This window comes from Stenotrophomonas sp. TWI1183 (assembly GCF_039673115.1).
Lineage (GTDB): Bacteria > Pseudomonadota > Gammaproteobacteria > Xanthomonadales > Xanthomonadaceae > Stenotrophomonas > Stenotrophomonas maltophilia_AA.
On the sequence record NZ_JBDJKZ010000020.1, the window covers coordinates 24,784 to 37,461 of the forward strand.

Below are 12,678 nucleotides of genomic sequence, written 5' to 3' on the forward strand. Positions count from 1 at the left end.
GTGGAAGAGTAGAATGAGCGCTCATTTTATTAGGAAAGCCCGTTGGACGCCGAGACCATCCGCAATCTGATCGAAACCGGCCTGCCTGGCGCCCGCGCGGACGTGCAGGGTGACGACGGCGTGCACTTCGAGGCCACCGTGGTCTGCGACGCCTTTGCCGGCAAAATGCCGCTGGCGCGCCACCGCATGGTCTACGCGACCCTGGGCGATCTGATGGGCGGGGCGATCCACGCGCTGGCGCTGAAGACCGTCACCCCGGCCGAAGCCGGTCGGTAAGCCGACCAGCAAGACGTTCGGTAAGCCGACCAACGGTCGGCTTCTACCCCCCCCCTCCTTTTTCTTATTGCGCAGACTCCATGGCCAAGATCGTAGTGACCGGCGGCAAGCCGCTGCACGGTGAAGTGAACATTTCCGGCGCCAAGAACGCTGTCCTCCCCATCCTGTGCGCCACCCTGCTGGCCGATGCGCCGGTGGAAATCACCAACGTGCCGCACCTGCACGACGTGGTCACCACCGTGAAGCTGCTCGGCGAGCTGGGTGCCAAGGTCACCATCGACCAGGGCACCCTGTCGCGCGGCAGTGCGATCGTGGTCGACCCGCGTTCGGTGGACCAGCACGTGGCCCCGTACGAGCTGGTCAAGACCATGCGCGCCTCGATCCTGGTGCTGGGCCCGCTGCTGGCCCGCTTCGGCGCGGCCGAAGTGTCGCTGCCGGGCGGCTGCGCGATCGGTTCGCGTCCGGTTGACCAGCACATCAAGGGCCTGCAGGCCCTGGGGGCGGAAATCACCGTCGAGAACGGCTTCATCAAGGCCCAGGCCAAGCGCCTGAAGGGTGCGCACTTCACCTTCGACATGGTCAGCGTCACCGGCACCGAGAACGTGCTGATGGCCGCCGTGCTGGCGGAGGGCACCACCGTGCTGGACAACGCGGCGATGGAACCGGAAGTCACCGACCTGGCGCACTGCCTGATCGCGCTCGGCGCGAAGATCGAAGGCCTGGGCACCGCCCGCCTGGTGATCGAAGGCGTGGAGAAGCTCTCCGGCGGCCGTCATGAAGTGCTGCCCGACCGCATCGAAACCGGCACCTTCCTGGTGGCCGCGGCGATGACCGGCGGCAAGGTCACGGTCAACCGCGCGCGCCCGAACACCATGGATGCGGTGCTGGCCAAGCTGGTCGAGGCCGGTGCGAAGATCGAGACCACCGAAGACAGCATCACCCTGGACATGGAAGGCAAGCGCCCGCGCGCGGTCAACCTGACCACCGCGCCGTACCCGGCGTTCCCGACCGACATGCAGGCGCAGTTCATGGCGCTCAACTGCGTGGCCGACGGTGTGGGCGTGATCAACGAGACGATCTTCGAAAACCGTTTCATGCACGTCAACGAACTGCTGCGCCTGGGCGCGGACATCCAGGTCGAAGGGCATACCGCGATCGTGCGCGGCACCGAGCAGCTCAGCGGCGCGCCGGTGATGGCGACCGATCTGCGCGCCTCGGCCTCGCTGATCCTGGCGGGCCTGATGGCCGAGGGGGATACCACCATCGACCGCATCTACCACCTGGACCGCGGCTACGAGAACATCGAAGAGAAGCTGTCTTCGCTGGGCGCCACCATCCGGCGCGTCGCGGCATGATCCTGCGCGGCCGGTTCACCCGCCGCCGCAAGGCGCTGCTGGTCCTGGTGCTGATCGTGCTGGCGTGGCTGGGCTATGCCTGGTACGCCGGCATCGCGATCACCCAGGGCATCCAGCAGGAAGACATGGACTGGAACGCGGACGGCACGGTCAGCCGTACCGAGGTGTTCCAGTCGTTCTATGCGGTCGGCGTGGAGAAGAAGGTCGACGGCAACCGCCACTGCAGCACCTACTACTGGCGCGACACGCGCCAGCAGATCCGGGTCGACTGCAGGACGGTGTTCGGCGAAGCCAAGCCGGAATGAAAAAACGCCCGCGCAAGCGGGCGTTTTTCTTGGTCAGTTCATGCCCTTGATCGTCAGATCCAGCGCATCCTTGCCGCTCTCACGCTGCAGCAGGCGCGCCGGCACCGGGAACTCCGGCACGATCCAGGCGATCAGTTCCTTGTTGCCATCCACACGCGACACCTTGGTCGCGTCGTAGGACTTGCCGCCCACCGTGATCTTTTCCTTGCCGACCACCTTGTAGGACATCGGCTTGATCCGGCCTTCGTCGACCATGCGGTAATTCAGCGGCTTGCCGGCGGCCAGGTCGCGCGCGATCGCCAGGTTGATCAGCAGGGCATCCATGTCACCGGCCTTGAGCGCGACCGGACCACGGCGGTCCGGCTTCACGTCGCCGGTCCAGGTGGCCTGGTTGCTGCTCCAGTTGTAGGTGGCATCCACATTGCGCTTCTTGACCAGCAGCACCGAACGGTCGTTGCTGCTCAGCGGGCGCAGGCGGCCGTTGGCTTCCTCGAACACGGTGTTCTGGCTGAGATCGGCCAGCTGGTTCTTGACGTTGAGGCTGTAACGCCACTTATTGGCGCCTTCGCTGGTGAGGGTCATGGTGCCGTTGGCCTGCATGCCCATGTAGCTGGCCTGGTAATCGGCCTTGAACGGCTGCAGTGCCATCGCGGGCAGGCTCACCACGGCAAGCGCGCCAGCGGCGATCCAGGTCAGCGGACGATTCAGTGTGGTCATGCTCAGACTCCTTGGTATTCGATCAGGCGTAGATCAATCCGATCTTCGCCGTCTTCGCGTTGCAGGATGCGCACCGGCGTGGGGACACCGTTGGCGATCCAGAGGATGGTTTCGTCATTGCCGCCGTTGGTGCGATACACCCGCAGCGCGTTGTAGGACAGATCGCCGACCGGCACGTTTTCGGTGTCCGGCGCGGCCTGGTAGTCGTGCTGGCGGACGCGGCCCACGTCCACATAGCGGTAATGCATCTGTCCGCCGGGGCGGGCGTCGCGCATGATCGCCAGGTTCAGCAGCAGCGCGCTCTGGTCGCCGGGCTGCAGCGGAATCGGCTGGCGGCGTTCCTTCTTCAGGTCGCCCAGCCACTGCGCGGTGCCGGCCTTCCAGTCATAGGTGCCGGTGACCTTCTTGCCGAGGAACAGGCCTTTGCGCACCGTGCTCTGGCTCAGCGGCACATAGGTGCCGTTGCGGTTTTCGAAGACGGTGCTCTGTTCCAGGTTCAGCCCGAGCACGCTGGCAAAGCCGCTGCGGCCGATCACCTGCATGTCCACGCGCCACTGGTCGCCGCCGGTGTGGGTGACGCGCATGGTCGCATCGCCGGCCTGCTTGCCCTTGTAGAGGGCCTGGTAGGTGGCGGTGAATGGCTGCAGCGGCGGCGCCTCCCAGTCCATGGCAGGCAACGCGGGCAGCGGTGGCGTGGGCGTCTCCTGCGCGTGGGCAAGAGCAGCGGTGCACAGCAGGGATGCCATCAGCAGCACGGGCTTGAACACAGGCGTTCTCATGCGGGCCGGTCGGTGGAGGAGGGGGAAGAATGCCAGCGCCGGGATCAGCGGCGCGTGTGCGCGGCGCTTATCGGTTCAGCTGTCCGGCGCAATCTAGGCGCAGCGGGCTAAACAGGGGGTGACCATCGAGCTGGAGCTGACCTGCCTGTTCAGTTACGCGGCCGCTGACCAGCAGCGAGAGGCTCGCAATCAGCAGCGGATGCTCCACCGCCAGCACCCGCAGGGCCAGCGCTTCGGCGGTGTCGCCCGACCGCACGGGCACCCGGGCCTGGGCCAGCACGGTGCCGGCATCGAGTTCGGGCACCACGAAGTGCACGCTGGCGCCGTGCTCGGCATCACCGGCCTCGAGCGCGCGGGCATGGGTGTGCAGGCCCTTGTACAGCGGCAGCAACGAGGGATGGATATTGACCAGGCGCCCGTCGAACCGCGCCACGAAGGCCGGCCCGAGGATGCGCATGTAGCCGGCGCAGACGATCCAGTCCGGGGCGAAGGCCTCCGATGCCTCGGCCATCGCCGCGTCGAAGGCGGCGCGGTCGGCGAAGTCCCTGGGCGAGCGTGCCCAGCGCTGCTCCGGACCGACCTTGAGCAGGGCCGAGGCCTCGGGTTTGTCCGAGAGCACGGCCACAACCTGCGCATCCAGCCGCTGCGCGGCGATGGCATCGAGGATGGCCTGCAGATTGCTGCCCCGGCCGGAGGCGAGTACGGCGATACGGCTGCTCATGCGGTTTCGAAGGCCGCCTTGACTGCCGGGCGTGACAGCACCACCAGGGTGAACACCCCCAGCGCGGTGCCGAACGGCATGAAGATGCAGGCGATGCCGGCCACGACCATGCACAGCAGGTAGCGTCGGCGCTGCGCGAGGCAGCGCCCGGCGTAGGCCATGTAGCCGGCCAGGACCAGTCCGGTCGCGCAGCCGAGGCCGCCGATCAGCACGAACACCCAGCCGATCAGGCGCGGATCGAACGGCGGCGGCGCCTCACCGGGCGCCAGCGGTGTCGGCGCGGCGAACATCACCGCCACCCCCATCAGCAGGTAGATCAGCGGGAACAGCGAAAACAGGGCGGTCAGGCCCGCCACCACATAGTGGAAGACCGACAGCAACTGCAGCTGCGAGGTGTCACCCGCGGTGGCCGGCAGGGCCGGCGCCGCTGCGACGGGCAGCGACGGCGGTTGAGCAGCGGCCTCCGGGCGGGGCTCCATGGCCGGGCTCAGCCGATCTTGACGCGTTCGGCGCCGTCGGCGGTGGTCACTTGACCGATGGTCCAGTGCTCCAGGCCCTGCGCGGCCACGGCCGCACTGACCGCGGCGACCTGGTCGGCGGCCACGATCAGCACGAAGCCGATGCCGCAGTTGAAGGTGCGCCACATTTCGCTGTCGGCCACGGCGCCTTCCTTCTGCAGCCACTGGAAGACCGGCGGCAGGGTCCAGGCATTGGCCTGGATGTCCAGGCCCAGGCCCTCGGGCACCACGCGGATGATGTTCTCGGTCAGGCCGCCACCGGTGATGTGGGCCATGCCGTGGATCGCCGCGCCGTGGGTCTTCAGCAGCGCCAGGATCGGCTTGACGTACAGGCGGGTCGGCGCCATCAGCGCGTCGACCAGCTTGACCCCGCCCTCCAGCTCCAGCTCGGCCGGCTGGCCGGCGCGGTCGTAGATGCGGCGCACCAGCGAGTAGCCGTTGGAGTGCGGGCCGGAGGAGGCGATGCCGATCAGCACGTCGCCGGCCGCCACGCTGGCGCCGTCCTTCAGTTCGCTTTTCTCGACGCCGGCGACGGTGAAGCCGGCCAGGTCGTACTCGCCCGGGGCATACATGTCCGGCATTTCCGCGGTTTCACCGCCGATCAGCGCGCAACCGGCCTCGGTGCAGCCGTTGGCGATGCCGCCCACGACCGCCGCAGCGGTGTCGATGTCCAGCTTGCCGGTGGCGAAATAGTCCAGGAAGAACAGCGGCTCGGCGCCCTGCACCAGCACGTCGTTCACGCACATGGCGACCAGATCGATGCCGATCGTGTCGTGGCGGCCCAGCTGTTGTGCAAGCTTCAGCTTGGTGCCCACGCCGTCCGTACCCGAGACCAGGACCGGCTCGCGGTACTTGTTGGAGAGGTCGAACAGGGCGCCGAAGCCACCCAGCCCGCCCATGACTTCCGGGCGGAAACTGCGCTTCACCAGCGGCTTGATGCGCTCGACCAGCGCATTGCCCGCGTCGATGTCGACACCGGCGTCGCGGTAGGTCAGGGGAGAGGGATGGGACGGGGAATTGGTCACGGGCGTCGGCGCTGCGCTGGGGTGAAAGCGCGATTTTAACAGGCCACGTTGGCGCGCAGGCCCTATTCGGGCAACAATTCCCCCCGGATACGCTCAATGGAAGTCCTGATGCGCCGCAGCCTCTTTTTCATGATGTTCCTCGCGTTGTGCCTGCCGGTGGCCTCGATGGCCCAGAGCGGCCTGCGCACCGAAGGCGATGTGGCCAGTGCCAGTGGCGCTTACGAGGCCGAGGTCCCGGTCAACAGCCAGGCCGATTCGGACCGCAACGGTGCCCTGGCCAGGGCGCTGGGCAATGTGCTGGCCAAACTCTCGGGCGACCGCAGCGTGATGAGCCGCCCGGGGGTGATGCAGGCCCTGCGCAATGCCAAGGATTACGTGGCCAGTTATGACTACCGCCAGGACCAGAGCACCTCGGCCGGTGGCGCGCCGAGCTACCGCACGATCCTGGTCGCCCGGTTCCGCGAGGATGACGTTGACGGCCTGATCTCGGCCCTCGGCCTGCCGCTGTGGCCGCAGCCGCGTCCCAAGCCGGTGATCTGGCTGGCCATCGACGACGGCTCCGGCCCGCGCCTGGTGACCGTCCAGCAGGCCAATGCGGCCCGCCCGCTGCTGAATCGCGCCATCGAGCGCGGCTACAAGCTGGGCCTGCCCTCGGGCAGCGCGGCCGAGCAGGCGCTGGTCGGCGCGATCTGGCGCCAGGACACCGCGTCCGTGGCCCGCGCCTCGGCGCGCTATGCCCCGCCGATGCAGCTGATCGGCAAGCTCTACCGCGACGGCAGCGGCTGGGTGGCCGACTGGGTGTTCGTCGACGGTGGCAAAGAACTCAACAAGTGGACCACCAAGGACAGCGATGCCCGCCGCGCCATGGCCGGGGGGGCCGACGGGGCCGCCGATGCGCTGGTGCGCCGGTACGCCAAGGCCGGTGCCGCCACCGGTGCCGCCGGCACGTACACCATCGTGGTGCTGGGCCTGAACAGCGCCGAGGACTACATGCGCCTGGCTGCCGGCCTGCGTGAGACCGCCGTGGTCCGCAACGTCACCCCGGTGCGCGCCTCGGGTGACCGCCTGGAGCTGTCGCTGGAGATGACCACCGGCCTGGCCGGCCTGAACCGCATGCTGGGCGACAACGGCGTGATCGCGCCGACCGCGCCGCTGCCGGTGCCGATCGATGAAACCAGTCCCTCGGCCCTGCCGCCGCCTGCCAGCAACGAGTACCGCCTGCGATGATCCTCACCCCCGAAGCAGAAATCGCGCAGTTCCTCCGACGGTTGAAATTCGTACTGGTGGCGCTTTTCGCCGGCTGGGTGATCTGGCTGCTCGGCCCGATCCTGACCCCATTCGTGCTGGCGTTGGCGCTGGCATGGCTGGGCGACCCGCTGGTCGACCGGATCGAGGCCACCGGCCGCTCGCGCAACACCGGCGTGGTGCTGGTGTTCGTGGCCATGATCCTGCTGATCACCGCCGCGCTGCTGATCCTGGTGCCGATGATCGAACGCCAGATCGCCACCCTGGTGGCGGCGATCCCGCAGGCACAGCAGTGGCTGATGGAAAAAGGCATCCCGTGGTTCGAGCAGAAGACCGGGCTGGAGATCATGCAGTGGATGGACCCGGACCGCCTGATCGAGTGGGTGCGCAGCCACTGGCAGCAGGCCGGCGGGTTCGCCAAGACCTTCTTCGGCTACGTGCAGCGCTCGGGCTTCACCATGGTCACGTGGGTGGTCAACCTCCTGCTGCTGCCGATCCTGGCGTTCTACTTCCTGCGCGACTGGGACAAGTTGGTCGAGCGCGTGGCCTCGATGATTCCGCGCAACCATGTCGGCACCATCACCAAGCTGGCGCGTGAGTCGGACGAGGTGCTCGGTGCGTTCATCCGTGGCCAGTTCCTGGTGATGATCGCGCTGGGCGTGGTGTACGCGGCGGGCCTGTCGCTGGTCGGCCTGAAGCTGGGCCTGTTGATCGGGCTGGTCGCCGGCCTGATCAGCTTCATCCCGTACCTGGGCGCGACCACCGGCATCGTGATGGCGGTGGCGGCGGCACTGGTGCAGGCGCAGGGCTTCGATCTGAAGCTGCTGATCCTGGTCGGCGTGGTGTTCACCGTGGGCCAGCTGCTGGAAAGCTACGTGCTGACTCCGCGCATCGTCGGCGACAAGATCGGCCTGCATCCGGTGGCGGTGATCTTCGCGGTGATGGCCGGTGGCCAGCTGTTCGGCTTCCTCGGCATGCTGCTGGCACTGCCGGTGGCGGCGGTCAGCAACGTGCTGCTGCGTTACGCGCACCAGCGCTATCGCCAGAGCGATCTGTATGCCGGTGAGAAGTCGGCGATCGTGCTCGATGCCTATGTCGACAAGCCCGAGATCGTGATCGTGGGCAACCCGAAGGGGCCGGACGCGCAGTGAGTGTCGTTCCGCAGTTGCCGCTTGCCCTGCGCTACCCGCAGGACGAGCGGTTGGAGACGTTCATCGGTGCGCCGGATGGTGCGCTGGCGCAGCTGCGCGCCATTGCCGTGGGCGCCGCGCATGACTGGGTGTACCTGGAGGGCGCGCCGGGCACCGGCAAGACCCATCAGGCGCTGGCGATGTGCTCGCTGGCCGAACAGGCCGGCCGCCAGCCGACCTACCTGCCGCTGAAGGCGGTGGTGGGGCGCACGCGCGCCGCGCTGGAATCACTGGAAGGCCGCGACCTGGTCGCGCTGGATGGGCTGGATGCCGTGGCCGGGCAGCGCGACGACGAAGTGGCGCTGTTCGATTTCCACAACCGCGCGCGCGCGACGGGGATCACCCTGCTGTACACCGCGCAGCACGCACCGGACCAGCTCGGGCTGGTGTTGCCGGACCTGCGCTCACGCCTGCAGCAGTGCGTGCGCGTGGTGCTGCAGCCGCTGGACGACGAAGGCCGCGCGGCGGTGCTGCGCGAGCGTGCGGCGCGACGTGGCCTGGCGATCGATGAGGCGGCGATCGAATGGCTGCTGACCCGCACCGGTCGCGAGTTGGGCAGCCTGGTCAGCCTGCTGGACTGGCTGGACCGTGAATCACTGGCGGCGCAACGCCGCATCACCGTGCCGTTCCTGCGGCAGGTTCTGGAAGACGGTCCGCATCTGTTGTAACGGTCGGGAAACGGCTCGTAGATCCACGCCATGCGTGGATGCTTTTGGTGCGGGCAGCGGACTGCTTCAGCCACGCATGGCGTGGCTCTACCCTGGTGGTGTCAGGCGTTCAGTTCCGCATCCAGCTGTGCCAGGCGTTCGGGCGTGCCCACATCGGTCCATCGCCCGCGATGGTGCTGGCCGGTCACGCGGCCCTGCGCCATGGCGTGCCGCAGCAGCGGGGCCAGGCCGAATTGCGGCGGGGTTGCGGCGGCGCCGACGGTCGCGCCGATCACCGCGCGCCACCCGTCGATGATCGCCGGGCGGTACACGCCCACACCGGCATAGGTGAGTCGCGCGCTGTCGCCGTCATCGCTGACGCGACCATCGGCGTGCAGGATGAAATCGCCGCGCGGGTGCTGCGCGGGATTGTCGACCAGCACCAGATGCGCATCACCGGCGGGCGTGCGCGGGAGCGTGGCGACATCCACATCCGTCCACACGTCGCCGTTGATCACCAGGAACGGTGCCTCGCCGAGGATCGGCAGCGCGTTGAGAATGCCGCCGCCGGTTTCCAGCGGCACCGCGCCTTCGTCGATGAAGTGCAGCCTCAGGCCCCAGCGCGCACCGTCGCCGAGCGCGGGCGCGAACTGGTCGCCGAGCCACGCGGTATTGATCACCACCTCATCGATGCCGGCCGCGGCGAGCCGTTCCAGGTGCCAGACGATCAGCGGCTTGCCGCCGGCGACCAGCAGCGGCTTGGGCGTGTGCAGGGTCAGCGGGCGCATGCGCTCGCCCTTGCCGGCCGAGAAGATCATCGCTTTCATGGGCGCGCCAGCACCGGCTCGGCGATGCGGGCCAGGGCCGGTTTGATCCGCAGCTCGAACAAGGCGTGCAGCGGTGCCAGTTCGGGATGGCGGGGCAGCACCTCGTCGAGATACTGGATGAAACGGGGGGCGTCCTCGAAGTAATGGCCCTTGCCATCACGGTCGCGCAGGCGCACGAACAGGCCGAGGATCTTCAGGTGCCGCTGCACGCCCATCCAGTCGGCATCACGCAGGAACTGCGGCCACGGCCGCACCGGCAGGCCGGCGACCAGGGCGAGCGCGTGATAGCGCGCCAGCCAGACGTCCACCCGCGCGATCGGCCAGCTCAGGAACGCGTCCTTGAACAGGCTGACCGGGTCGTAGGCGATCGGCCCGCGCACCAGATCCTGGAAGTCCAGCACCGCCGGGCCACCGTCGATCGGCATCAGGTTGCGCGGCATGAAATCGCGGTGGGTCAGCACCTGCGGCTGCTGCAGTGCGTTGTCCATCAGCAGGCGATGCATGCGCTGCAGGTTCTCGATCTCGCCGCAGTCCAGCTCCAGGCCCAGATGACGCTGCAGGAACCATTCGTCGAACAGGCCGGCGTCGCGCTGCAGCAGCGCCTCGCCGAAGCTGCCCATGCCCTCCGGCACCGGGATCGACTGCAGCCGGATCAGCTGTGCGAACGCGGCATCGAACCAGGCGTCGGCGTTGTTGGTGTCGATATGGCGGGCCAGGGTGGGGCCGCCCAGGTCTTCCAGCAGCAGGAATCCGTTGTCCTCATCGCGCGCCAGCACCTGCGGCACGCGTACGCCATGGGGCTCGAGCAGGTCGTGCATGCGCAGCCACGGCCGCACGTCCTCCAGCCCCGGCGGGGAGTCCATCACGATGTGGCTGCCGCGCGCGCTGGTGGCGCGCCAGTAGCTGCGGAAACCGGCGTCGACCGAGGCACGGTCGAGCGCGGTGGCCGGGTCGCCGAGGGCGGCGCAGGTCCACTGCCGGCGGAGTTCGGCGCGCAGCGGATCGGAAGCAGGATCGTTCATGGACGGGTACGTCGAAGCGGCGCCGGGGGCGCGCGGGAAAGAAGAGAGGGGCGGTGCTCAGCGCTTGCTGCTGAACAGCCGGAGCACGGCCAGGACCACGACCGCACCGAGGATGGCGCCGATGAACCCGGCGGGTTCGCCGCGCGCATACCAGCCCATGTACTGGCCGAACCAGCCGGCCAGCAGGGCGCCGACGATGCCGAGCACGATGGTCAGCAGGCAGCCCATGCGGTTGTTGCCGGGCATGAAGAAACGCCCGAGCAGACCGACGACGAAGCCGACCAGGATGATGTAGAGCCAGCTGGTGCTGCCAAACAGTCCGTTCATGCCAAAGACGTCAGTAGAGGTGGACGCAGCCTAGCAAGGCCAGGCTGCGTCCGCCAACGTCAGCAGCAGCCGTGGCCGCCGTGACGGGTGCCGCTGTCGGCGGCGACCGGCGAACCGCTGGTCTCGCCACGCAGGCTGGCCGCGTAATGCTCGCTGATCACCTTGGACACGCACGAGGTCACGCGCTTGCCCATCGGGATGTGCAGGAACTCGTTCGGGCCGTGTGCATTGGAGTGCGGGCCGAGCACGCCGGTGATCATGAACTGCGCGCCCGGGAACTTCTCGCCGAGCATGCCCATGAACGGGATCGAGCCGCCTTCGCCCATGTACATCGCCGGCTTGCCGAAGAAGGTCTGGCTGGCATCGTCGATCGCCTGGGTCAGCCACGGCGCCATCGCCGGGGCGTTCCAGCCGCTGGAGGCCTTTTCCAGGTCCAGCTTCACTTCCGCACCGTTCGGCGGATCGCGCAGCAGGGCTTCCTTGAGCAGCTCGCCGCAGGCCTTGCCGTCGGCGGTCGGCGGCAGGCGCAGCGACAGCTTCACCGCGGTATGCGGACGCAGCACGTTGCCGGCAGACGCCAGCGGCGGCAGGCCGTCCACACCGGTGACCGACAGCGCCGGGCGCCAGGTGCGGTTGAGGACCAGTTCGGCCAGGTCGTCGTTCATCGGGCGCAGGCCGTCGACCATCGGGAATTTCTCGAAGATCGCGGTGTCCACCACTTCGGCGGCACGCTTGGCCTGTTCCTGGCGCTCGGCCGGGATCTCGACGTTCATGCCGTCGATCAGGATGCGACCGGTGTTCTCGTCCTCGATGCGCGAGATCAGCTGGCGCAGCAGGCGGAAACTGGACGGGATCACGCCGGAGGCATCGCCGGAATGCACGCCTTCGTTGAGCACCTTGACCGAGAAGTTGCCGCCGGTCAGGCCGCGCAGCGAGGTGGTGCACCACAGCTGGTCATAGTTGGCGCAGCCCGAATCCAGGCAGACCACCAGCGACGGCTTGCCGATGCGGTCGGCCAGGTGGTCGACGTAGGCGGGCAGGTCGTAGCTGCCGGATTCTTCGCAGGCTTCGATCAGGATCACGCAGCGTGCGTGCGGCAGGCCCTGTTCCTGCAGCGCCAGCACGGCGGCCAGCGAACCGAACATCGCATAGCCGTCATCGGCGCCGCCGCGGCCATACAACTTGTCGCCGCGCAGCACCGGGATCCACGGGCCGAGATCGTCGTCCCAGCCGGTCATCTCCGGCTGCTTGTCCAGGTGACCGTAGAGCAGGATGGTGTCGTCGCCGGTCTCGGCGCCGGAGGCCGGGATTTCCAGCAGCAGCAGCGGGGTGCGGCCTTCCAGGCGCACGACCTCGACGGTCAGGCCCGGCAGCTTCTGGGCCTTGGCCCAGGTTTCCATCAGGGTGACGGCCTGTTCCATGTAGCCGTTGGCGACCCAATCGGCGTCGAACATCGGCGATTTGTTGGGGATACGGATGTAATCGACCAATTGCGGGACGATCTCGTTGTCCCACTTTTCACTGACGAATTGGCCGAGCTTGGCGCTGTCCATCTGAACTCCGGAGTGCTTTTGACAAGTCCCGCCATTCTACGCCTGCGCTGGGGTAGGTATTTCCCTACACCACGTCGGGTGTTAGGCCTGCTGTGTGAAGGTGCCGTGGACGATAGGCTGTGTGTATGTGGCGAGGGACGCTGGAACCTTCGACAGGATTGCCGGCAGGGG

Annotated in this window: 15 protein-coding genes; 6 read left to right on the plus strand and 9 right to left on the minus strand. The window is 67.9% G+C overall.

Features of this window, described 5'->3' with window-relative positions:
- The first annotated feature begins 42 nt into the window (after positions 1-42).
- The 3 genes from ABE434_RS15875 to ABE434_RS15885 all read left to right on the plus strand — a co-directional run bounded on the left by ABE434_RS15875 (position 43) and on the right by ABE434_RS15885 (position 1,936).
- Complete coding sequence (locus ABE434_RS15875) at positions 43-276, plus strand: BolA family protein (RefSeq protein ID WP_176990835.1); 234 nt, start codon at positions 43-45, stop codon at positions 274-276.
- Between the two features lie 80 nt (positions 277-356).
- The gene (murA, locus tag ABE434_RS15880; RefSeq protein WP_346479506.1) at positions 357-1,631 is read left to right on the plus strand and encodes a UDP-N-acetylglucosamine 1-carboxyvinyltransferase; all 1,275 of its coding nucleotides are present in this window, start codon (positions 357-359) and stop codon (positions 1,629-1,631) included.
- Positions 1,628-1,936 carry an EF-hand domain-containing protein gene (locus tag ABE434_RS15885; protein WP_176990833.1) on the plus strand — a complete coding sequence of 103 codons (309 nt, stop codon included), beginning with the start codon at positions 1,628-1,630 and terminating at the stop codon, positions 1,934-1,936. The genes murA and ABE434_RS15885 overlap by 4 nt, the downstream gene beginning before the upstream one ends.
- A gap of 33 nt (positions 1,937-1,969) precedes the next feature.
- Here the strand turns inward: ABE434_RS15885 and ABE434_RS15890 are convergent, their stop codons facing one another.
- The 5 genes from ABE434_RS15890 to purM all read right to left on the minus strand — a co-directional run bounded on the left by ABE434_RS15890 (position 1,970) and on the right by purM (position 5,666).
- Complete coding sequence (locus tag ABE434_RS15890; RefSeq protein WP_176990832.1) at positions 1,970-2,653, minus strand: DUF3108 domain-containing protein; 684 nt, start codon at positions 2,651-2,653, stop codon at positions 1,970-1,972.
- Between the two features lie 2 nt (positions 2,654-2,655).
- Positions 2,656-3,432: a DUF3108 domain-containing protein gene (locus ABE434_RS15895; protein ID WP_346479507.1), complete on the minus strand. Its 777-nt coding sequence runs from the start codon at positions 3,430-3,432 to the stop codon at positions 2,656-2,658.
- Positions 3,433-3,499: 67 nt separating this feature from the next.
- A complete protein-coding gene (gene purN, locus ABE434_RS15900; RefSeq protein WP_346479508.1) occupies positions 3,500-4,153 on the minus strand; it encodes a phosphoribosylglycinamide formyltransferase in 654 nt (217 codons plus the stop codon).
- Positions 4,150-4,632, minus strand: coding sequence for a hypothetical protein (locus ABE434_RS15905; RefSeq protein ID WP_346479509.1), 483 nt, complete (start codon positions 4,630-4,632; stop codon positions 4,150-4,152). Before ABE434_RS15905 ends, purN begins: the two co-directional genes overlap by 4 nt.
- An 8-nt stretch (positions 4,633-4,640) precedes the next feature.
- Complete coding sequence (gene purM, locus ABE434_RS15910; protein ID WP_346479547.1) at positions 4,641-5,666, minus strand: phosphoribosylformylglycinamidine cyclo-ligase; 1,026 nt, start codon at positions 5,664-5,666, stop codon at positions 4,641-4,643.
- A gap of 138 nt (positions 5,667-5,804) precedes the next feature.
- Here purM and ABE434_RS15915 point away from each other — a divergent pair, with 138 nt between their 5' ends.
- The 3 genes from ABE434_RS15915 to hda are packed head-to-tail and all read left to right on the plus strand — an operon-like array spanning position 5,805 to position 8,799.
- Entirely contained in the window at positions 5,805-6,923 is a 1,119-nt protein-coding gene (locus ABE434_RS15915) for a DUF2066 domain-containing protein (protein ID WP_346479510.1), read from the plus strand.
- Positions 6,920-8,092, plus strand: coding sequence for an AI-2E family transporter (locus ABE434_RS15920; protein WP_346479511.1), 1,173 nt, complete (start codon positions 6,920-6,922; stop codon positions 8,090-8,092). The genes ABE434_RS15915 and ABE434_RS15920 overlap by 4 nt, the downstream gene beginning before the upstream one ends.
- Positions 8,089-8,799 carry a DnaA regulatory inactivator Hda gene (gene hda / locus ABE434_RS15925; protein WP_176990827.1) on the plus strand — a complete coding sequence of 237 codons (711 nt, stop codon included), beginning with the start codon at positions 8,089-8,091 and terminating at the stop codon, positions 8,797-8,799. The genes ABE434_RS15920 and hda overlap by 4 nt, the downstream gene beginning before the upstream one ends.
- A 101-nt stretch (positions 8,800-8,900) precedes the next feature.
- On the opposite strand, the gene murU is transcribed toward hda, so the two are convergent.
- From murU to ABE434_RS15945, 4 genes are read right to left on the minus strand one after another with little or no spacing between them, the layout of a single operon-like run.
- Entirely contained in the window at positions 8,901-9,605 is a 705-nt protein-coding gene (gene murU / locus ABE434_RS15930) for an N-acetylmuramate alpha-1-phosphate uridylyltransferase MurU (protein WP_346479512.1), read from the minus strand.
- The gene (locus ABE434_RS15935) at positions 9,602-10,627 is read right to left on the minus strand and encodes a phosphotransferase (RefSeq protein ID WP_346479513.1); all 1,026 of its coding nucleotides are present in this window, start codon (positions 10,625-10,627) and stop codon (positions 9,602-9,604) included. Before ABE434_RS15935 ends, murU begins: the two co-directional genes overlap by 4 nt.
- A gap of 57 nt (positions 10,628-10,684) precedes the next feature.
- Entirely contained in the window at positions 10,685-10,954 is a 270-nt protein-coding gene (locus tag ABE434_RS15940) for a GlsB/YeaQ/YmgE family stress response membrane protein (protein ID WP_176990824.1), read from the minus strand.
- 59 nt (positions 10,955-11,013) lie between these two features.
- Positions 11,014-12,507, minus strand: a complete 1,494-nt coding sequence (locus tag ABE434_RS15945) for a M20 family metallopeptidase (protein WP_346479514.1) — start codon at positions 12,505-12,507, stop codon at positions 11,014-11,016.
- Positions 12,508-12,678: the final 171 nt, after the last annotated feature.